Here is a 21,625-nt window from a genome sequence, read left to right on the forward strand (position 1 = left end):
ATGAAAAAAATCATTTCTATTATAACGTTACTTTTTATTTCATCTTGTAGTTTTGGAGATAATAGTGCTGTTAAGAAATATGAATTTATGGGGTGCAATTGGTTGATTAACGCTGAGTATAAATTTGTATCAGGCAGCTTTCAACGTGACCCACAAAATGTTAATGAAAAATTCAGAGCAATAACTTTTTATAGTGAACCATTTACTGCTGTAGATTTTGAGCACCATTCCCGTGAAGATAGCTTCGGATATCTTGAGCTGATTAGTAGTTTCAAAGTTAACGGTTTTAATATTGGCATCTATCTTGTTAAAACTGAACGTTTGTTTATGGGGGCTGAAATAAAGAATGTACATAGATGGACTTATGTAATTAAAGAGCAGTCTATTGCGTCTTTTTATAATATTGAACTTGAGGAATTTAAAGAGATAGCTACCGAATGCATCAATTTCCCGGAGGATTTGTAGATGGGTGGTTCTGTTGTCCTTGTTGTCGGAGATTTTCGCAGGGGTTAAATAGTGGACATAGTGCTAAATAGCGGTTCCAGGTTCATTCGTGTATTAGCCCCTTATTGGGGAGCAACGTAAACCCACCTCCTGCTCTGGAGGTGGATTTTTGCTTATAACACCCTTCTTAGGGACCCAATACTATTGATGCTTTGCAGCAACCTGCTCGGCCCGGCGTAAGATCCGCAGCACATTGCCACCCCAGAGCGCTTCGATTTGTGCTTTGGTATAGCCGCGACGCATCAGCTCCCAGGTCACATTCAGTGTTTCGCTGGCATCTTCCCAGCCCTGTACACCGCCACCGCCATCAAAATCGGAAGCAATGCCGACATGTTCGATGCCGAGGCGTTGCACACTATAGTCAATATGATCGACAAACTGCGCCACAGTGACATCCGGGAACTGCTTACGCAGGCTGGCCAATTCGGTATCGTAGCTATTGCGGTCCTGTTCGTTGGCATTAGCCCAGCCGTTTGGCAGGTATTTTTCACGCAATTTGCTAATCTCAGCACTGAGCCCCGGATCGAGCTCGGCTACATAGCTGCGAAAGGCAACCATCTGTGCGACACCGCCATTGGCTTTAATCGCATCAAGTTGTTCGTCATCCAGATTCCGCAGATTGGCATGCACCGTCATGGCGCCGGAATGCGAGGCGATAACCGGTGCCTTTGACAGCTTAATGGCTTCGAGCATCGACTTTTTACCCATATGAGACACATCAATTAGAATGCCATGGTGGTTTAGTTCGGCGACGAGTTGCCGGCCCAACGCCGATAACCCCGGATCCTGCTCAGCGTCATTTAGGTCGCTACGCGGATTTGAACTGCCCGAAAATTGGTTATGACCGATATGGGTAAAACTCACATAACGAATACCACGCTCAGCCCATTTCGCGACGTCTTTGACACTGTCGCCGAGCGGATAGGCGTTTTCCATCCCCAGCAGCACAATGCGTTTACCTGCTGCATGCAGGGCTTCAATTTCGGCTGCCGTTTTCGCCAGCCCAACCTGCTCCGGATAGGCACGGATCATCCGCATTATGGCCTGATAGCTATGCTCGGCGGTGGCGGCGGCTTGCTGATAAGCCTCCGGGGTCAGGGCTCCCTGACCCACATAAACGATCAGAAACACCGCATCCAGGCCACCAGCACGCATCTTGGGCAGATCGACCTGGGCTTTGGTAAAGCCACCCGGATCGAGCAGATGCGTCGCATAGCCACGGCCGATATCGACATGGGTATCAATGGTCAGAATTTGCTGATGTAAAGCCCGGGCTTCCGCTTCGGTCACGACTTTGCTTTGTGCCAGGGCAGTACCACTGAGAGTACCACTGAGCAAGAGGGCGGAGACCAGAGAGGCCAGTTTCGCTAAGCGCATGCTGCATCCTTTTTGTTGTTATTAATAAAATGGAACGACAGGAGCTTAGCTTGGAAGACAGAGTACAGCAAGTCTTAGTCAGAGCGATTCAGCTTGCCAATTCCTTGAATTAAAACAGTTAAGGCACCGGCTATCAGGCCCCAGAATGCAGATGCAATACCAAACAAACTGATACCAGATGCGGTAACCAGTAAGGTAATCACGGCAGCCTCCCGATACTCGGCATCGGCAGTACAGCTTTGTAGATTTACCGCAATAGTTCCAAGTAGCGCGAGTCCGGCCAGAGCAGCCACCATTTCGGCTGGAAAGGCGGCAAAAAGAGCAACGACTGTCGCGCCTGCCAAACCGAACAACAAATAAAAGATCCCAGCAGCAATACCGGCGACATAACGTTTGCTGCCATCAGGGTGCGCTTCATGACCACTGCAAATCGCAGCCGTGATAGCGGCTAAATTGATTGAGAAAGCGCCAAGAGGCGCGAGTAATAACGTACTAAGTGCGGTACCGCTAATCAGCGGCGAGACGGGTGTTTGATAGCCACTGGTTCGAAGTACTGCGACTCCCGGAATATTTTGTGACGCCATGGTTACCAGCAGTAGTGGTAAGCCAACACCAATTAAAGCAGATAATGAAAAATCTGGGGTAATCCAAACCGGCTCGGCGAGTGTCAGACTTACTGCCGACAGGTCAAGCGTGCCGCCAAACCAAACCAGTAATAAACCACAAAGTAATACCGCCAAAATCGCGTAACGAGGTATGAATGCTTTGGCAAGAAGGTAGGTGAGACACATCGCACCAACCAGGACTAATTGCTGCTGTAGGCTGCTGAAGATCGAAAAGCCGAATTGCAGCAAAATACCAGCTAACATGGCACTGGCTAGTGGTAATGGTATTAATTTGGTCAAACGTTCAAACATGCCGCTCAAGCCGATTAATAAACCAAGGCCTGCGGTAAAGATAAAAACGCCGGTCGCTTCCGCCAGCGTCAGACCTTGCAGGCTGGTGGCCAGCAGCGCCGCACCTGGCGTTGACCAGGCGGTAATCACCGGGGCTTTGTAATACCAGGACAAACCAATACAGGTCAGCGCCATACCGATGCCCAGTGCCAACAGCCAGGACGCCATCACGGCGTTGTCGGCACCGGCGGCGGCTGCTGCCTGAAACACAATCGCCACTGAACTGGCAAAGCCAACCAGCACCGCAACAAAACCGGCCACCACGGCCGACAGGCTCCAATCATTAAGACGCATTCTGCTGCTCATCAAATGTCCAGCTGTTGTTTCAGTTGATACAGATAATCCAACGCCTGGCGAGCAGTTAGATCATCTGGGTTAAGCTGACGCAGCTGAGCCAGCAGCGGATGCTCCGGCGCCAGTAATTCCAGTTGGGTCACAGGTTCAGGCGTCGTCGTTGGCCCGTTTTGTTCCAACTGGCGCAGTTTTTGCCGTGCCAGTTGAATCACCGGCCTTGGCACCCCGGCCAGCTGGGCGACCTGCAGGCCAAAACTCTTGCTGGCGGCGCCTTCCTGCACATGATGCATAAATACAATGCCATCACCGTGCTCAACCGCATCCAGATGGACATTGGCGACGGCAGGTAATTGCTGCGCCAGACTGGTCAGTTCAAAATAATGGGTAGCAAACAGGGTTAACGCCTGCAGTTGATTGGCCAGATAGTCGACACAGGCCCAGGCCAGACTCAGGCCATCATAGGTACTGGTGCCACGGCCAATTTCATCCATCAACACCAGACTTTGTGCGGTGGCATGATGCAGAATGGTCGCGGTTTCCGTCATCTCCACCATAAAGGTCGAGCGGCCGGACGCCAGATCATCAGAGGCGCCAATGCGGGTAAAAATACGGTCGATTGGACCTATAACCGCCTGCTCTGCCGGCACAAAGCTGCCGATGGCGGCCATTAAGGCAATCAGGGCAGTTTGCCGCATATAAGTTGATTTACCGCCCATATTGGGGCCAGTGATCATCAGCATCCGCCGTGAGGCGTCTAATTGCAACGGATTGGCAATAAAGGGCGCCTTTAGCACCCGCTCCACCACCGGATGCCGCGCCTGGGTCAGCTGAATACCGATCTGCTCAGTTAATAGCGGCCGGCAATACTGATACAGCACCGCACACTCGGCAAAGCTGCACAGCACATCCAGTTCCGACAAGGCTTGTGCCAGCTGTTGCAGCTGCGCCAGATAAGGGCTCACGGCGTCAAACAGCGCGTCATAGAGCTGTTTTTCCAGCGCCAGCGCCTTACTCTGGCTACCCAGTACCTTATCTTCGTATTCTTTTAGCTCCGGAATAATATAGCGTTCATTATTTTTCAGTGTTTGCCGGCGCACATACTCCGGCGGCACCCTGGTATCAGCACTGCGACCGGTTTCGATATAAAAACCATGGATCTTGTTAAAGCCGACTTTTAACGAACTAATACCGGTACGCTCACGCTCGCGCAACTCCAGTTGCTGTAAGTAGTCGGTGGCACCTTCAGCCAGCGCCCGCCATTCATCAAGCTCGGCATCATAGCCCGGAGCAATGACGCCGCCATCACGGATCAGCACCGGTGGTGATTCGACGATAGCGCGTTGTAATAATTCAGCCAGCTCCGGCACCGGCAGGGTGGCCTGCTGATGCTGCTGCAGCAACTGACTTTTGGCATGCAGTAACTGTTGCTGTAGCTCTGGCAGCTCGGTTAGCGCCTGGCGTAGCCGGGCAAAGTCGCGGGGCCGGGCGCTGCGCAGGGCCAGCCGGGCCAGGATCCGTTCGATATCGCCGATTTGCTTTAGTGAGGGTTGCAGCGCCTGAAAATCTTCTGTCAGTTCCTGTACCGCATCCAGCCGCTGATTGAGCTGAGTGCGGTTACGCAGCGGCGCATGGATCCAGCGCTTCAGTAAGCGGGAGCCCATGGCAGTCTGGGTTTTATCCAGCACGGCCGCCAGCGTATGCTCAGTTTGCCCGTTTAAGGTATGGGTTAATTCCAGATTGCGGCGGGTGGCCGCATCCAGTACGATAAAATCATCCGGCCGCTCCAGGGCGATACTGCGTAAATGCGGTAACTGAGCGCGCTGGGTATCTTTGACATATTGCATCAAACAGCCGGCGGCCATCAGCGCAACCGGCGCTTCCAACACGCCAAAGCTCTGTAAATCGCGGGTGCCAAATTGCTGGCACAGTAAGCGCTCGGCACTGGCCAGTTCAAACTCCCATACCGGACGGCGGCGGGCGCCTTTGCGTTCGGTCAGGTGCGGTAGACTAAAGTTTTCCGGATAGAGCAATTCGGCCGGATTTAGCCGTTGCAGCAAGGCGGCCAAATCATCGGCATGACTGACCTGATTCAGCAAAAAACGGCCACTGGTCAGATCCAGTTGCGCCAGACCAAAGTGGCTGCGACTCTCACTGATGGCACAGAGTAAATTATCCTGCCGCTCATTCAGCAACGCCTCGTCGGTCACGGTGCCCGGGGTAACAATCCGCACCACCTTGCGCTCTACCGGCCCCTTGCTGGTCGCCGGATCGCCAATCTGTTCGCAAATGGCGACGGACTCACCCAATTGCACCAGACGCGCCAGATAACCCTCAACGGCATGATAGGGCACGCCGGCCATCGGGATCGGTTCACCGGCGCTTTGACCGCGTTTGGTCAGCGAAATATCTAACAGGGCGGCAGCCTTTTTCGCATCTTCATAAAATAGTTCGTAAAAATCACCCATCCGGTAAAACAATAAGATCTGCGGATGCTGGCTTTTCAGTGCCAGATATTGCTGCATCATCGGGGTATGATTGCTTAACGCTTGCTCCGGTTTCTGGTCTGACGGCATAATGGTGCTAACACTTCCTGTTGGATCAAATATGACAGCGGAAACAACAAGCTTAGCGCTTGCCACTGAACTAGGGCAGCTATTATTACGGAAAAAAGCCAGTATCACCACTGCAGAATCCTGCACCGGTGGTGGGGTTGCCTACTGGCTGACCGCGGTAGCCGGCAGCTCGGCCTATGTTGACCGTAGCTTTGTTACCTACAGCAATAAAGCCAAGCAGCAATTGTTAGGGGTACGCAGCGCAACGCTATTACAATATGGCGCCGTCAGCGAGCAAACGGTAGCCGAGATGGCCAGTGGCGCAGCCCAGGCGGCGGGTGCCAGCATAGCGCTTGCCATCTCCGGCATTGCCGGCCCTACCGGTGGCACGGCAAAGAAGCCGGTCGGTACCGTCTGTTTCGGTTTTAGTATCGACGGGACTGTCAGCACTCAGCAATTGCATTTTGCTGGCGACCGGCAGCAGATCCGCCAGCAGGCGATTGAACATGCGCTCAGACAATGCATCTTGTTATTGACAGCCCCAACAAACTAGACTACTGTATGCTCATACAGTTGTTAAAGGCTTAACCTAATTTCTCCGGAGCGACCAATGGACGACAACAAACAAAAGGCATTAAGTGCGGCACTAAGCCAGATCGAACGCCAGTTCGGTAAAGGTTCTATTATGCGGCTGGGCGACAGCACTGCCCTGGATATTGAAGCGGTATCCACCGGCTCACTGGGGCTGGATATTGCACTGGGCATTGGCGGCTTACCTTATGGCCGGATTGTGGAAATTTATGGTCCTGAGTCCTCCGGTAAAACCACCTTAACGCTGCAGGTGATTGCCGAAGCACAGCGTAGCGGTAAAACCTGTGCCTTTATCGATGCCGAACATGCGTTGGATCCGGTGTATGCGAAGAAATTAGGCGTGGATGTCGATAAGCTGTTAGTTTCTCAGCCAGATACCGGTGAGCAGGCGCTGGAAATCTGCGACATGCTGGTACGCTCTGCCGCCGTAGACGTGGTGATCGTGGACTCGGTCGCCGCCTTAACGCCGAAAGCAGAAATTGAAGGTGACATGGGTGACAGCCATATGGGTTTACAGGCCCGCTTAATGTCACAGGCACTGCGTAAACTGACTGCCAATATCAAACGCTCCAATACCCTGTGTATCTTTATCAACCAGATCCGGATGAAGATCGGTGTAATGTTTGGTAACCCGGAAACCACCACCGGCGGTAATGCGTTGAAATTTTATGCCTCAGTACGTTTAGATATCCGTCGTATTGGCTCGGTAAAAGAAGGCGATGAAATTACCGGTAACGAAACCCGGGTTAAGGTAGTAAAAAACAAAGTGGCACCGCCATTCAAACAAGCTGAATTTATTATTCAATATGGCGCCGGTATCAACAAACTGGGTGAGCTGATTGACCTGGGCGTACAGCAAGGCTTAGTCGATAAGTCTGGCGCCTGGTACGCTTATCAGGGTAATAAGATTGGTCAGGGTAAAGCCAATGCGATGAAGTTCCTGCAGGAAAACACCGCCATCGCGGATGAAATCGAGAAAGAGCTGCGGGCACGGCTGTTATTAAAACCAGGTGAAGCCGTTGCTACTGACGATGTGATGGATATACCAGAGCCGGAAGAGCTTTAAGCTCTGCCGCATCTGATTAAAACAACAAAACTCCGGACCTGAAAAGCTCCGGAGTTTTTTTATAAGTGAATCGCAAATATTAACAAAAATGATTTTACGCCCTCGCCAGGCAAGTCCGCATCTTCTACTCAACACTCAACACTCAACATTCAACACTCAACACTCAACATTCAACACTCAACATTCAACACTACTTTGATACCTAAAGTTGCAGCAGCGGAATAGTCAGTTTCTACTGGCACCGCCTGCCGTCATCACCGCTGCGACAGACGGCTGTTGCTTTTCTGACATAGTACGGCATAATACGCCTTATTTAGACGTCTAAACGTATAGAAGTTATCAGGGTGCCAGCTGACTAACCAGACTCAGGTTCAGCATGGTGCTAGCCAAAGGCGGAGCCAGCTATGCCTATTAAAGTGATTGACCAGTTACCTGCAGTAGAAGCCTTATCAGCAGAGAATGTCTTTGTAATGACCGAGAGCCGGGCGGCCGCCCAGGATATCCGGCCGTTGCGGATCGCTATTCTGAATTTAATGCCCAATAAAATTGTGACTGAAATTCAGTTATTACGTTTATTAGCGAATAGCCCGCTGCAGCTGGATATTGAGCTGATCCGCATCGATGATCATGTCAGTAAACATACACCGGAGAGCCATTTAAACTGCTTCTATCGTTACTTTTCTGATGTGCAGGGGCAGAAATATGATGGTCTGATTATTACCGGAGCGCCATTGGGATTAGTTGATTATGAGGATGTCACCTACTGGCAGCAGTTTGGTGAAATTCTGCGCTGGGCGGATACCCATGTTACCTCGACGCTGTTTTTATGTTGGGCCGCCCATGCTGCGCTGTATCATTACTACGGCTTACAGCGGGAAATTCGCGGCGAGAAATTATCCGGTGTTTACTGGCAAGACGTAGTACAGCCGTTTAGCCCGCTGCTGCGCGGCTTTGACCAGCAATTTCTGGTGCCGCATTCGCGTTATGCGCAGGTGCCAAAACAAAAATACCAACAGCATGACGATTTACATATCCTGGCTGAAGCCGATGTCACCGGGGCCTATTTGCTGCAAAACAGCAGTGGTAGCCGGATCTTTGTTACCGGCCATCCGGAATATGATCTGACCACGCTGGATGATGAGTATCAACGCGACCTGGCGGCCGGATTGGCACCGCGTTTACCGGAGAACTACTACCGGAATAATGATCCGGCCCAGGGGCCGTTAAAATTATGGCAGGCGCACGCCTTTTTATTATTCAGTAACTGGTTAAACTATTACGTTTACCAGGCTACGCCCTTTGACCTGAATCAGATAGGCAACAGTTAATGACAGAGCTTCGTTTAACGCCACAGCAACTACGCCAGCTGCTGGCCTCACGTATTTTGGTGCTGGATGGCGCTATGGGCACCATGATCCAACAACACCGTCTGGATGAAGCCGGTTATCGCGGCGCTGAGTTTGCGGATTGGCCGTCCGATCTCAAAGGTAACAACGATTTGTTAGTCCTTACTCAGCCGGAACTCATTGCCGATATTCACCGGCAATACTTGCTGGCCGGGGCGGACATTATTGAAACCAATACCTTTAACGCCACCACCATTGCGATGCATGACTATCAGATGGCGCACCTGTCAGAGCGCATCAATCGTGAGGCGGCGGCACTGGCGCGGCGGGTTTGTGACGAAGTCACAGCTCAGCAACCCGACAAACCCCGTTTTGTCGCCGGTGTGTTAGGACCCACTAACCGTACTGCCTCGATTTCGCCAGACGTTAACGATCCGGGGTTTCGCAATGTCAGCTTTGATGAGTTAGTGCTTGCTTACAAGGAATCGACCCGGGCGCTGATTGCAGGTGGCGCCGATATTATTATGCTGGAAACCATTTTCGATACGCTGAATGCCAAGGCCGCAGCCTTTGCCGTGTTGGAGGTGTTTGAAGAGCTGCAGCTGGAGTTACCGGTGATGATTTCGGGTACCATCACCGATGCCTCGGGCCGCACGCTGTCCGGCCAAACGACCGAAGCTTTTTATTATTCGCTGGCGCATGTCAAGCCGGTGACCTTTGGCCTGAACTGCGCGCTGGGGCCGGATTTGCTGCGTCCTTATGTCGAAACCCTGGCCACCATTTCCGAAGCTTATGTCTCGGTGCATCCCAATGCCGGCTTGCCAAATGAGTTTGGCGAATATGATTTAGGCGCTGAGGCGATGGCAGCAGAAATTGCTGATTGGGCCAAACAGGGCTTTTTAAATATCGTCGGTGGCTGCTGTGGTACCACGCCAGAGCATATTAAAGCCATTGCCGAAGCGGTAAAAGATGCGCCGCCGCGGCAACCAAAAGCGGCCGATCATAGTTTTCATCTGGCCGGCCTAGAAGCCTTTGCGGTGGAGTGGTAATGCAACAGCAGGCACGATTTATCAATATCGGCGAGCGGACGAATGTCACCGGCTCGGCGAAATTTAAAAAACTGATTTTAAAAGGCGATTTCGAAGCGGCGCTGGACGTGGCGCGGCAGCAGGTTGAAAACGGCGCCCAGATCATCGACATCAATATGGATGAGGGGATGCTGGACAGCAAGGCTGCTATGGTGCGCTATTTAACGCTGCTGGCAGCAGAGCCGGATATCGCCCGGGTGCCGATTATGGTCGACTCCTCGAAGTGGGACGTGATCGAAGCGGCGCTAAAGTGTATTCAGGGTAAGGCGGTAGTGAACTCGATTTCGCTAAAAGAAGGTGAAGCGAGCTTTTTACAGCAGGCAAAGTTGTTGCGCCGCTATGGCGCGGCCGTGGTGGTGATGGCGTTTGACGAGGTGGGGCAAGCTGATACCAAGGCCCGCAAAGTTGAAATCTGTCAACGCGCTTATCAGATCCTGACTGAGCAAATTGGTTTTCCGCCTGAAGATATCATTTTTGACCCCAATATTTTCGCGGTGGCTACCGGTATTGAAGAGCACAACAACTACGCGGTGGACTTTATTGAGGCGACCCGTGAAATCAAGCGGCTTTGCCCTTATGCCAAGATTTCCGGCGGCGTATCCAATGTGTCGTTTTCGTTTCGTGGTAACGATCCGGTGCGCGAAGCCATCCACTCAGTATTTCTATACCATGCTATTGCGGCCGGTATGGATATGGGCATCGTTAATGCGGGTCAGCTGGCGGTGTATGACGATATCCCGCCGTTGCTAAGAGAGCGGGTAGAGGATGTGATTCTAAATCGCCGTCCGGATGCCACCGAACGCTTGTTAGAGATTGCCGCGCAATTTAAAGGTGATGGCAGTGTCGCCGAGAAAGTGGATGATGCCTGGCGCAGCCTGCCGGTAAATAAGCGGCTGGAGCATGCGCTGGTAAAAGGCATTACCGATTTTATCGAGCAGGACACTGAAGATGCCCGGCAGCAGGCAGAGCGACCACTGCATGTAATTGAAGGCCCGCTGATGGATGGCATGAACGTGGTCGGCGATCTGTTTGGTGAAGGCAAGATGTTTCTGCCGCAGGTGGTCAAGTCAGCACGGGTGATGAAAAAAGCTGTTGCTTACCTGCAACCCTACATTGAGCAAGAGAAAGCCGGTGGCCGGGCGCAGGGTAAAATCCTGCTGGCAACGGTAAAAGGCGATGTGCACGATATCGGCAAAAATATCGTCGGGGTGGTGCTGCAGTGTAATAACTTTGAAGTGATCGATCTGGGTGTGATGGTGTCCTGTGCTGAGATCCTGCGCGTCGCCAAAGAACAACAGGTTGATGTGATTGGTTTATCTGGCCTCATTACGCCGTCGCTGGATGAAATGGTGCATGTGGCCAAAGAAATGACCCGGCTCGGTTTTACCATTCCGTTGTTAATCGGCGGCGCAACCACCTCCAAGGCGCATACCGCAGTCAAGATCGCGCCGCATTATGCGCATGGCGTGGTCTATGTGCCCAATGCGTCACGTAGCGTATCCGTGGTGCAAGCGCTGATCAGTGCCGAACAAAAGCCGGCCTATCTGGCCCGGGTGGCAGAAGAATACCGTATTGCGGTGGAGCAGCATCAGCGCAGCCGGCCCGGTGAGCGGATGCTGAGTCTGGCCGAGGCACGGCAAAATAAATTCCCGCTGGATTTGACGAAAGTGGCGCCAGCGCCGAAACAGCCTGGTGTGCATTACTGGCAGCAGGTTGATTTACAGGTACTGCGCGACTACATCGACTGGACACCGTTTTTCCTGACCTGGCAGCTGTCCGGCAAGTTTCCGGCGATTTTGCAACATGCTGAAGTTGGGCTGGAAGCACGTAAGGTGTATCAGGATGCCAATGCGCTACTGGATCAGATGATCAAAGATAACCTGATCAGGGGTAAAGCGGCCTTTGGTTTTTTCCCGGCCAACAGTGATGGCGACGATATTATTATCTATCAGGATGATAGCCGCACCACCGAGCGCTGCCGCCTGCATAATCTGCGACAGCAACTGGCGCTACGGAATAACGCACCGAACTGCAGTCTGGCAGATTTTATTGCTCCGGTCGGCTCTGGTATTGCTGATTATGTGGGTGCCTTTGCGGTGACGACCGGCTTTGGTGCTGATGAGCTTGCTGCGCAGTATGCGGCAGCACATGATGATTACAATAGCATTATGGTCAAGGCGCTGGCCGATCGTCTGGCGGAAGCGCTGGCGGAGTATCTGCATTTAAAAGTACGGCGCGAATATTGGGGTTATGCCGCCAATGAACAGTTGGATAATGAACAACTGATCCGCGAGCTGTATCAGGGGATCCGACCCGCGCCCGGCTATCCGGCCTGCCCAGAGCACACTGAGAAAGGTACCTTATTTCAGTTATTGGACGTGCCGGCGCAAATTCAGATGCAGCTCACCGAAAGCTATGCCATGTGGCCGGGTGCCGCGGTCAGTGGCTGGTACTTTGCCCATCCCGACAGCAAATATTTTGCCGTCAGTAAAATCGACCGTGATCAGTTAGCGGACTACGCAGAGCGCAAAGGCTGGAGCGAGCAACAGGCCGAAAGCTGGCTGGCGCCGAATCTGCGCTAGCCGGCAAATGGCACCAGAATCGAACTGGCATTTTTTACGCAGAAAGGCTCTGTTTTATACTGGCTTTGCAGTATGATAAGGGCCTTTTACCGGTGTTACGCCGGCCGAATGGACTGGAGTTCGCGTGGAAAAGCCGTTTCAGATAAAACTGATTATACGTCGGGTACCGGTATTGTCCGCCATCAACTGGTTAAGACAATCCTGGGATATTTTTAAACAGTACCCGTTACTATTTATTCAGATGTTGTTGTTGACCTATGTTGTCACTTATCTCGCAACACTCACCAGCCTGACACTGATCATTGGTGTTCTGGCCAGCGCCTTTTTTACCGCGGGCTTTTACAACGCTGTCGCTGGTGTGCAACAGCAGCAGAAGATCGATCTCAGCTGGTTATTCAAACCTTTCAAAGATGCCAGCTGCCGTCGCAGCTTGATCCTGATTGCTATTTCTGAATTTTTGGTCACGACCGTAGTCGTCCTACTATTTCAATCTCAAGCTGCTGAGGCAGTGATTCAGTTCCAAGAATCGGCCATTGTTGCTCCAAGTTTAGTTTGGCAAGTGGTCTTGCTGTTGACATCCGTTTTTATCATTAAACTCTGGGTTTGTTATGCTATCGCCATTGCATTTTTCTTAAAAGAACAGAGATTACTACTAATTCTTGGTATGGCCTGGTTAGCTTGTTGGCGGAACTTTGGCGCCATGTTGGTGTTTATGTTGCTGTCTTTGGTGTTGGTACTATTAAGTATTCCTACGATGTTATTCGCCTTGGTACTTGTGGTGCCGTTGTTGATGATAAGCTGGTTTTTGTCATTTAATGATATCTTTGCCTTAAAGTTGAATCCGCCACGGGAAGGCATGTTAGAGGTTTGATAGTGGAGCTAGCTGCATTAAAAAAAGCGGCATTGAATTGGCTAAGCCGAAGAGAGCACAGCCGCAGCGAGTTTCGCCGAAAATTGCAGCTCAAGGGCGCAAGTCCAGCGGAGCAAGCTGCGGTATTAAATTGGTGCGAGGAGCATGGCTATCTCAACGAGCAAAGATTTCTGGAAATGCTGTTACGCCACCGTTGTCAGCAAGGCTACGGCTTTCACCATGTTTTGCGTGAATGTAAGCAACATGAGTATAGCGAGGAGCAGGTCGCTTCGATGGCTGAACAACTTGAGATCGATTGGTGGGCTCTGGCCGAAGCTGCCTATCAGAAAAAATTTGCTGATAAAGCGATTGCTGATTATCAGGATAAAATGAAGCGTATGGCGTATCTGCAACGTCGCGGCTTTAGCAGCGAGCAGATCCGTGCAGTGTTAAGTAATAATAGCTGATTAATTAAACAGGATTTTTCATGAGTATGACATCCGCCGCAATCCGGCAAGCCTTTTTAGACTTCTTTGCCAGCAAAGCGCACAGCATAGTGCCAAGCAGTTCGCTGATCCCCGGCAACGATGCCACCCTGCTATTTACCAATGCCGGCATGGTGCAGTTTAAAGATGTATTTCTGGGCCAGGATCAACGTAGCTACAGCCGTGCCGTATCGGCACAGCGTTGTGTACGCGCCGGCGGTAAACATAACGACCTGGAAAACGTCGGTTATACTGCCCGTCACCATACCTTCTTCGAAATGCTGGGTAACTTTAGTTTCGGCGATTACTTTAAACAGGATGCGATTCGTTACGCCTGGGAGTTTTTAACCGAGGTGGTAAAACTGCCGAAACAGCGGTTACTGGTCACTGTCTATGCTACTGACGATGACGCCTACAATATCTGGTTAAATGAGATTGGCGTACCCGCTGAGCGGATTATCCGTATTGGTGATAACAAGGGGGCACCCTATGCCTCGGATAACTTCTGGGCGATGGGTGATACCGGCCCTTGCGGTCCTTGTACTGAAATTTTCTATGATCATGGTGACCATATCTGGGGTGGCCCGCCGGGCTCTGCGGAAGAAGATGGCGATCGTTTTATCGAGATCTGGAATATCGTCTTTATGCAGTTTAACCGCCTAGCCAGCGGTGAAATGCAACCCTTGCCAAAACCCAGTGTCGACACCGGTATGGGGCTGGAGCGGATCGCTGCTATTTTACAGCACGTACACAGCAACTACGAGATTGATACCTTTGTTGCCCTGATTAAAGCTGCAGCTGCAGCAACCGGCGCCACCGATTTGACGGACAAATCACTGCGCGTGGTGGCTGATCATATCCGTAGCTGTACTTTCCTGATTGTTGACGGCGTTATGCCTTCGAACGAAGGCCGCGGCTATGTCTTGCGCCGGATTATCCGCCGCGCAGTGCGTCATGGTAACAAGCTGGGTGCTAAGGGCGCCTTCTTCTATAAGTTGGTGGCTGCTCTGGTGGCGCAAATGGGTGACGCTTACCCAGAACTGCGCAGCAAACAGGCCATTGTGGAAAAAGCGCTGCAACAGGAAGAGGAACAGTTTGGCAAAACACTGGAGCGGGGCTTACAGATCCTGGATGAAGAGCTGTCGGGCCTTGCCGGCACAGAAATTCCGGGCGCTCTGGTATTTAAACTGTACGATACCTACGGCTTCCCGGTAGACCTGACCAATGACGTGGCACGTGAGCGCGGCTTGAGCATTGACCAGGCGGGTTTTGATGCCGCCATGGCTGAGCAGCGCAAGCGGGCACAGCAAGCCAGTAACTTTGGTCTGGACTATAATCAGCAACTGACATCAGCGGTACAGACCGGCTTTACCGGTTATACCGAGCACTTTGGTAATGCCAGAGTACAGGAAATTATCAAAGAAGGTCAGCAGGTTAAAAGCTTAGCCGCAGGTGAAACCGGCTTGGTGATCCTGGATAGCACGCCGTTCTATGCCGAATCAGGTGGTCAGATTGGCGACACCGGTAGCTTTAAGCTGCAGAACGGTGCTGTGTTGGCGGTGCTGGATACGCAAAAGATTGCCAAAGCCTTCGCCCATAAGGTTGAAGCGAGTAGCGAGCTAAAGGTCGGTGATCAGGTTGAAGCGACTATTGATCTGGCGCGGCGTAATGCCATTCGTAAAAACCACTCGGCAACCCACTTATTGCATGCTGCCTTGCGTAAAGTACTGGGCGAGCATGTGACCCAAAAAGGCTCGCTGGTTGGCCCGGAGCGGCTGCGCTTTGACTTCTCGCATTTTGAAGCGGTAAAACCCGCTGAGCTGCAGCAATTGGAGCAAATGGTTAACGAGCAAATCCAACTGAACCTGCCACTGCTGACGCGCGTAATGCCTATTGAAGCGGCGAAAGCTGCAGGCGCCATGGCGCTGTTTGGCGAGAAGTATGACGACGAAGTGCGGGTACTGAGCATGGGCGAGTTCTCGATTGAACTCTGTGGTGGTACACACGTCGAACGCACAGGTGACATTGGTTTCTTTAAAATTGTCAGTGAAGGCGGTATCGCCTCGGGCGTGCGGCGGATTGAAGCCGTCAGTGGCCCGGCCGCCATTCAGTACTTGCAGCAGTTAGATCTGCAAATCAGTCAGGCTGCCAGCCTGTTAAAGGGTGATGCCTTTAGTCTGGCTGAGCGGGTGCAGCAAACGCTGGAACGCAGCAAGCAGTTGGAAAAAGAAATCGAGCAGTTAAAGGCCAAGTTGGCCAGTTATGCCGGGGCTTCATTAACGGCGAATGTGCAGCAAGTGGGAGAGGTTAAGGTGCTGGTGCAACAGCTGGAACAAACCGATCCCAAAGCACTGCGTACTCTGCTGGATGAGCTGAAGAACAAACTTGGCTCTTCAGTGGTGTTACTGGCCACCGTGAATGATGACAAAGTCAGTTTAATTGCTGGCGTTAGCAGTGATTTAACTGCCAAGGTACATGCCGGTCAATTGGTTGGCTGGGCAGCGGGTCAGCTCGGCGGTAAAGGCGGTGGCCGGCCAGATATGGCACAGGCTGGTGGCACCGATACTGCAGCACTGCCGGCCGTATTAAAGGCGGCATTCGACTATATTAGTGAGCGGCTGTAAGCAGTTAACGGTATAATCGGATATAAGAAAAGTTTTAAATACACTGGCGCTGAGCTATGATTCAGCGCTAATCTAATAACAGCACAGAGACAGAGCTCTGTGGTGACAGGCAAAGGAGCAATCGCATGCTAATTCTGACGCGTCGAGTGGGTGAAACCCTGATGATCGGTGACGAAGTAACCGTTACTGTTCTGGGTGTAAAAGGTAATCAGGTACGGATTGGCGTTAATGCGCCGAAAGATATTTCAGTTCACCGTGAAGAAATTTATATGCGGATCCAAGCTGAAAAAGATACCAATGGCGGTAATTTCAGCGAAGGTGAATAAGCCTCGTCCTGTATTTCTTTAGTGTTAAAATCGTCATTTTGCCGCTTTTAAGTCAATTAAACAGCGAATTGCTTAAAAGCTCGGCAAACACACTGTACGTTTCTAAAAATAGTTTGACTTATTTTCCTGAGACATTAATATACACGCCGCAACACAGCGCGGAGATGTGGCCGAGTGGCTGAAGGCGCACCCCTGCTAAGGGTGTATAGGGGAAACTCTATCGAGGGTTCGAATCCCTCCATCTCCGCCATTTCTCGGAATGGACGCGTAGCTCAGCTGGATAGAGTACTCGGCTACGAACCGAGCGGTCGGAGGTTCGAATCCTCCCGCGTCCGCCATCCGAGAGAAGAAGCGCTGTTGTTGTAAGATGCAAAGTTTATGGACGCGTAGCTCAGCTGGATAGAGTACTCGGCTACGAACCGAGCGGTCGGAGGTTCGAATCCTCCCGCGTCCGCCATATTCGTAATGACCCGCTAAGGTGAAAACCTCAGCGGGTTTTTGCGTTTAAACGACATGCTAAACCAGCGGGAGGTGAGAACCTCCGTTAGGTTCGACCAATTTGCCGGGAGCAAATTGGGACAGCAACAGCTGGCCCGCAGGGCAGGCGGCAGGATAGCCGCCTGAAACAAAATTGTCTGGAACAATTTTGGACAGCAATAGCTGGCCCGCAGGGCAGGCGGCAGGATAGCCGCCTGAAACAAAATTGTCTGGAACAATTTTGGACAGCAATAGCTGGCCCGCAGGGCAGGCGGCAGGATAGCCGCCTGCAATCCCCGCGTCCGCCATATTCGTAAAGACCCGCTAAGGTGAAAACCTCAGCGGGTTTTTTATTTCCAACCAGATGATAAGCATTTGCAGCGTCTAGTTCAGAGCATCCGGCGGTAATCATTCCGTACAACTTTGACGGGACACGCTGTGAATACATCCCTGTACGGTTACAAACTTCATCCTGAAGTTTGCCCTGCGGGCCAGCTAAAGCTGTTCAAATTTGCTCCCGGCAAATTTCTGTCATTTTTCATCCCTGAAAAATACATTCCCTTACAAAGTGCACGGAATGCTTACCACCTCGTTCACTATCTTGCCACGAACAGTTTTTAGACGTTAGGTATGACATTCAGCGCGCATAGGTTGCGGTATTTGCCGAGCGAGGCGGTAAATGCATAGTACACTTTGGCCGGGGACGTCTTTCGCATGGATGCGAAAGGGGAGCCCCCAGGGATGGGTTCACGGCGTGCCCCGGCAAAGTTGTACGGCGCATTTAGCCGCCGTATGCTCGAATCCTTGATCTGCCAAACAGGAGCTTAATATTACTAAGGACGCTAAGATTAGCTTCAACACCACCACCTATTCCTCCCCCCTGCTGAAATATGCTATAAATGGCATACTTAGCGCGACTTTCTAGCCCGGAAACCCCGTGTCCTTCAGCCAGAGCCTGACCATCATCGATGATATCGACGCCGCCGCTGCTCCGGAGCAACAGGGCGAGTTGGTGCTTTGCCGGCATTGCGACCTGTTACAGTGGCTACCTCCGCTACAGGAAGGCGAACAAGCCCATTGCCAGCGCTGTGACCATCAGCTGGATGTACGGCAGGTACAACCGATATTAAGGCCAGTGCTGTATGCGGCGTCCGCGCTGTTTATGTTATTGCTGGCTAACCTGTTTCCCTTTATCAGTATGGGTGTGGCTGGTAATCGCAGTGAAATGCATTTCTTCGACACCTCAGCTGTGCTCTTTACCGAATACCATCAAAGTCTGGCCATTCTGGTGTGGTTATTTATTCAGGCCGTGCCGGCTTTCTGCATGGCGGCGGTGATCTATCTGAAGCTGGGCATGCTGTACCGGCTACCGGCACGGATCTGGGTGGCACGGGTACTCTTTATGCTTAAGCCCTGGAGTATGGTTGATATCTTTCTGATGGGGCTGCTGATTAGCTTTGTCAAACTGGTCGCCAACGCAGATATTTCGCTTGGTTTAAGTTTTTGGGCATTCTGTATTTTTTGTTTACTGCACTTGCGGACCTTTCAGGTGATCGACCGTCATGAAATGTGGTCCCGCCTGGCCCTGGCACCTAAGGTGCCAGTGACGGCGGAGGCAGGCAAAACCGGCTTGTCACAACAGCTTAAGCTTTGCCCCTGTTGCACGGCGATAGTGCCGCTGGCACAACAGCATTGTCCGCGCTGCCATACCCGGGTTTATCCGCGGGTACCGGCCAGTTTACAGAAAACCCTGGCGCTACTGGTAACGGCCGCCGTTTTGTATATCCCTGCCAATTTGCTGCCCATTATGCGTACGGTGTCCTTTGGTAATGTCACCGACTCCACCATTATCAGTGGCTTTTTATTAATGTGGCAGGATGGCGAGTATCCGGTGGCGCTGGTGATCCTGCTGGCCAGTGTGGTGGTGCCGATCGCCAAGATCCTGATCATGTTCTGGCTCTGTTACCTGGTGCTGGCACCGGTGGCGGTGCGCAGTAAACTGACTACCCGCATTTATTTACTGGTGGATTGGGTCGGGCGTTGGTCAATGGTCGACGTGTTAGTGGTCGCCATACTGGCGGCTCTGGTGCGTTTTGGCTTGTTAATGAGTGTTTACCCGGGTGTCGGGGCCTTGGTTTTTGCTGCGGTGGTGATAATTACCATGCTGGCAGCGATCAGTTTTGATCCGCGTTTGCTGTGGGATCAGCCAGCGCGAACAGGAGAGCAGGTGTGACAGAAACGCAAAATACGGCAAAAGTAAAACCGATCCGGCAGTGGTCGCCGATCTGGGTGGTGCCCATCGCCGCGGTGTTGATCGGACTGTGGATGCTTTATAACCATCAGCAGCAACAGGGCGATATGTTGTTACTGATAGCTGAAGACGCTGAGGGCATCGTTGCCGGGAAAACCCAGATCAAAAACCGCAGTGTCGATGTCGGGCAGGTGGTATCGGTTGAGCTAAGTAAGGATCTGACTCAGGTCATGATCAAAGCCCGGATGAAACCTAATGTAACGCCACTATTGAATGAGGGCTCACAGTTCTGGGTGGTGAAGCCACAAATTGGCCGTGGCGGTATCACCGGCCTGAATACGCTATTGTCGGGTGCCTATATCGAGTTACAGCCCGGTGATTCTCCACGGGTGGTATTAACCCATCCGTTATTAAATACGCCGCCGGTGGCACCGGCAGATGCGCCCGGGATCCGGGTGCAGCTGAAAACCGCCGATACCCGTGGGCTGGCGGTTGGCGATCCGGTGTTATACCGTGGCTACGAGGTCGGTACTGTTGAGAGCAGCCTGTTTGATCTGGCAGAGCGCAGCACCCGCTATCAGCTGTATATCCGCCAGCCCTATGATGCGCTGGTCACTGAAAACGTGCGCTTTTGGTTAAGTAGCGGTATTGCGATTGATTTGTCCGCAGAAGGCCTGTCGGTCGATGTCGGCTCTGCGGCCACTATTTTAAGTGGCGGAGTCAGCTTTGACTTGATGGATGGCTGGCCAGCCGGAGCCGCTGCCGCCAATGGCAGTGAATTTCAGTTATTCCCGGATCGGCAGAGTATTCAGGAAGGGATGTATAACCAGTTTGTTGAGTACATCGTCTTTTTTGACGAATCAGTACGGGGCCTGAAAGCCGGGGCGCCGGTGGAATACCGTGGCGTGCGGGTTGGTACTGTAGCCAGTGTGCCGTTTTTCTTTGCCATGGAAAAGCCGTTTGAGGTGTCATTAAATCAGGGGGTGCCGGTACTGATCCGGATTGAAGCCGGTCGCCTGTACGAGAACCTGACGTTGCAGCAACTGGGCGTTGAGTTGCAACAGGCGGTCGATCGTGGCCTGCATGCGATGCTGAAAACCGGCAATCTGCTGACCGGTGCCCTCTACGTTGATTTAGATATTAACAATGAATTACTGGCTGATAGCAAACAGCAGCAGCTTTATCAGGAGCAGGTGGCCCTGAGTAAACAAGCCGGTTATCCCAGCTTGCCGGCTGCGCGCAGCGGTCTGAGCAATATCGAGCAGAAAGTCCTGTTGGCGCTGGATAAAATTAACAATCTGCAGCTGGAACAATTCTTAACTCAGGGTCAGCAAACCCTGGCGGCGACCGAGCAACTGCTTAGCAGCAGCGAACAGCTGTTACAGAGCGTGCAGAGCTTTATCACCCAACCTGAGCTACAACAACTGCCAGCCAATCTGGAGCAGAGTTTACAGCAGTTACAACAAGCCCTGAGCGGTGTCAGCCCGGGGTCTGCCGCCTATGAGCGGGCGGACAGTAACTTACAGATGCTGGAGCAAACCTTGCGCGAGTTGCAGCCGGTATTGAAAATGCTGAATCAACAAAGTAACGCCTTACTGATTAATGCCAGTGAGCAAGCCGATCCGCAACCGAGGAAAGCCAAGCCATGAGAACCCTGCTAGTTAGTTTCAGTTTGCTGCTGGCCGCCTGTAGCAGCCAGCCGGTGCAGATTGCCTATTATCAGCTGGCGCCCTTACCAGCAGTAACGGCAACAGTGCAGCCCCTGCCGGCATTGCAGATCCAGCCGCTGAGGGTAGCGTCTTATTTGAATGGCAGTGGTTTGGTGTTGCAGCAGTCGGCGGTCGAGTATCAGATCGCCCGGCAGCATCTGTGGGCGGATGCGTTGCAGCAGCAAATGCAGCGGCAACTTACCCAATATCTGTTGTTAGCCTTGCCACAGCAACCACTTGCCACAGGGTCAACTCCGGCGCCGCGGCAGTTATGGCTGGAAATTGATCGCTTTAACGCCGATGCGGCTGGCCAGGCAGTACTCAGTGGTCGTTATCGCTTAAGCAGCGCAGAGCGAGAACATTATCAGCCGTTTGAATATCAGGTCGCGCTGAATGCCGATGGTTATCCGGCGATGGTGGCCGCACTTAGTGAGGCCTGGCAGCAGTTATTACAGGATTTAGCGTCAAAACTTAAAGCCGGTGTTTAACCGGCTTTATTTTTAGTGGTGCGCCGGGCATGGCGCGCAGCGCCTTGACCGGCGCTATC

16 protein-coding genes and 3 tRNA genes are annotated in these 21,625 nt (G+C 52.1%); 16 read left to right on the forward strand and 3 right to left on the reverse strand.

Annotated features, from left to right (window positions below):
* Positions 1-465, forward strand: coding sequence for a hypothetical protein (locus tag AJE_RS13460; RefSeq protein ID WP_008951315.1), 465 nt, complete (start codon positions 1-3; stop codon positions 463-465).
* Between the two features lie 180 nt (positions 466-645).
* Here the strand turns inward: AJE_RS13460 and AJE_RS13465 are convergent, their stop codons facing one another.
* From AJE_RS13465 to mutS, 3 genes are all read right to left on the reverse strand, one after another.
* Complete coding sequence (locus AJE_RS13465) at positions 646-1,881, reverse strand: dipeptidase (protein ID WP_008951316.1); 1,236 nt, start codon at positions 1,879-1,881, stop codon at positions 646-648.
* Positions 1,882-1,955: 74 nt separating this feature from the next.
* Positions 1,956-3,131, reverse strand: a complete 1,176-nt coding sequence (locus tag AJE_RS13470) for a benzoate/H(+) symporter BenE family transporter (RefSeq protein ID WP_193353317.1) — start codon at positions 3,129-3,131, stop codon at positions 1,956-1,958.
* Positions 3,132-3,142: 11 nt separating this feature from the next.
* A complete protein-coding gene (mutS, locus tag AJE_RS13475) occupies positions 3,143-5,704 on the reverse strand; it encodes a DNA mismatch repair protein MutS (RefSeq protein WP_008951318.1) in 2,562 nt (853 codons plus the stop codon).
* 31 nt (positions 5,705-5,735) lie between these two features.
* Here mutS and AJE_RS13480 point away from each other — a divergent pair, with 31 nt between their 5' ends.
* The 15 genes from AJE_RS13480 (at position 5,736) to AJE_RS13555 (ending at position 21,566) form a co-directional block, all read left to right on the forward strand.
* Complete coding sequence (locus AJE_RS13480) at positions 5,736-6,236, forward strand: CinA family protein (RefSeq protein WP_008607284.1); 501 nt, start codon at positions 5,736-5,738, stop codon at positions 6,234-6,236.
* Positions 6,237-6,293: 57 nt separating this feature from the next.
* Positions 6,294-7,340, forward strand: a complete 1,047-nt coding sequence (gene recA / locus AJE_RS13485; protein WP_008951319.1) for a recombinase RecA — start codon at positions 6,294-6,296, stop codon at positions 7,338-7,340.
* A 404-nt stretch (positions 7,341-7,744) separates the two neighbouring features.
* On the forward strand, positions 7,745-8,668 hold the full coding sequence (locus tag AJE_RS13490) for a homoserine O-succinyltransferase (protein ID WP_008607286.1): 924 nt from the start codon (positions 7,745-7,747) through the stop codon (positions 8,666-8,668).
* Entirely contained in the window at positions 8,668-9,735 is a 1,068-nt protein-coding gene (locus tag AJE_RS13495) for a homocysteine S-methyltransferase family protein (RefSeq protein ID WP_008951320.1), read from the forward strand. The genes AJE_RS13490 and AJE_RS13495 overlap by 1 nt, the downstream gene beginning before the upstream one ends.
* On the forward strand, positions 9,735-12,356 hold the full coding sequence (gene metH, locus AJE_RS13500) for a methionine synthase (protein WP_008951321.1): 2,622 nt from the start codon (positions 9,735-9,737) through the stop codon (positions 12,354-12,356). Before AJE_RS13495 ends, metH begins: the two co-directional genes overlap by 1 nt.
* A 124-nt stretch (positions 12,357-12,480) precedes the next feature.
* A complete protein-coding gene (locus AJE_RS13505; RefSeq protein WP_008951322.1) occupies positions 12,481-13,227 on the forward strand; it encodes a hypothetical protein in 747 nt (248 codons plus the stop codon).
* Positions 13,228-13,229: 2 nt separating this feature from the next.
* Complete coding sequence (locus AJE_RS13510; protein ID WP_008951323.1) at positions 13,230-13,673, forward strand: regulatory protein RecX; 444 nt, start codon at positions 13,230-13,232, stop codon at positions 13,671-13,673.
* A 20-nt stretch (positions 13,674-13,693) separates the two neighbouring features.
* Positions 13,694-16,315 carry an alanine--tRNA ligase gene (alaS, locus tag AJE_RS13515; RefSeq protein ID WP_008951324.1) on the forward strand — a complete coding sequence of 874 codons (2,622 nt, stop codon included), beginning with the start codon at positions 13,694-13,696 and terminating at the stop codon, positions 16,313-16,315.
* A 125-nt stretch (positions 16,316-16,440) separates the two neighbouring features.
* Complete coding sequence (gene csrA / locus AJE_RS13520) at positions 16,441-16,641, forward strand: carbon storage regulator CsrA (RefSeq protein WP_008607295.1); 201 nt, start codon at positions 16,441-16,443, stop codon at positions 16,639-16,641.
* Positions 16,642-16,801: 160 nt separating this feature from the next.
* A tRNA-Ser gene (locus AJE_RS13525) sits at positions 16,802-16,891 on the forward strand.
* 11 nt (positions 16,892-16,902) lie between these two features.
* Positions 16,903-16,979: transfer RNA gene (locus AJE_RS13530), tRNA-Arg, on the forward strand.
* Positions 16,980-17,021: 42 nt separating this feature from the next.
* A tRNA-Arg gene (locus tag AJE_RS13535) sits at positions 17,022-17,098 on the forward strand.
* Positions 17,099-18,055: 957 nt separating this feature from the next.
* Entirely contained in the window at positions 18,056-19,351 is a 1,296-nt protein-coding gene (locus AJE_RS13545; protein ID WP_008951326.1) for a PqiA/YebS family transporter subunit, read from the forward strand.
* Positions 19,348-21,018 carry an intermembrane transport protein PqiB gene (gene pqiB / locus AJE_RS13550; RefSeq protein WP_008951327.1) on the forward strand — a complete coding sequence of 557 codons (1,671 nt, stop codon included), beginning with the start codon at positions 19,348-19,350 and terminating at the stop codon, positions 21,016-21,018. Before AJE_RS13545 ends, pqiB begins: the two co-directional genes overlap by 4 nt.
* On the forward strand, positions 21,015-21,566 hold the full coding sequence (locus AJE_RS13555) for a PqiC family protein (protein ID WP_008607299.1): 552 nt from the start codon (positions 21,015-21,017) through the stop codon (positions 21,564-21,566). The genes pqiB and AJE_RS13555 overlap by 4 nt, the downstream gene beginning before the upstream one ends.
* The last annotated feature ends 59 nt before the right edge of the window (positions 21,567-21,625 follow it).

The sequence above is a fragment of the Alishewanella jeotgali KCTC 22429 genome (assembly GCF_000245735.1).
Taxonomy (GTDB): Bacteria; Pseudomonadota; Gammaproteobacteria; order Enterobacterales; family Alteromonadaceae; genus Alishewanella; species Alishewanella jeotgali.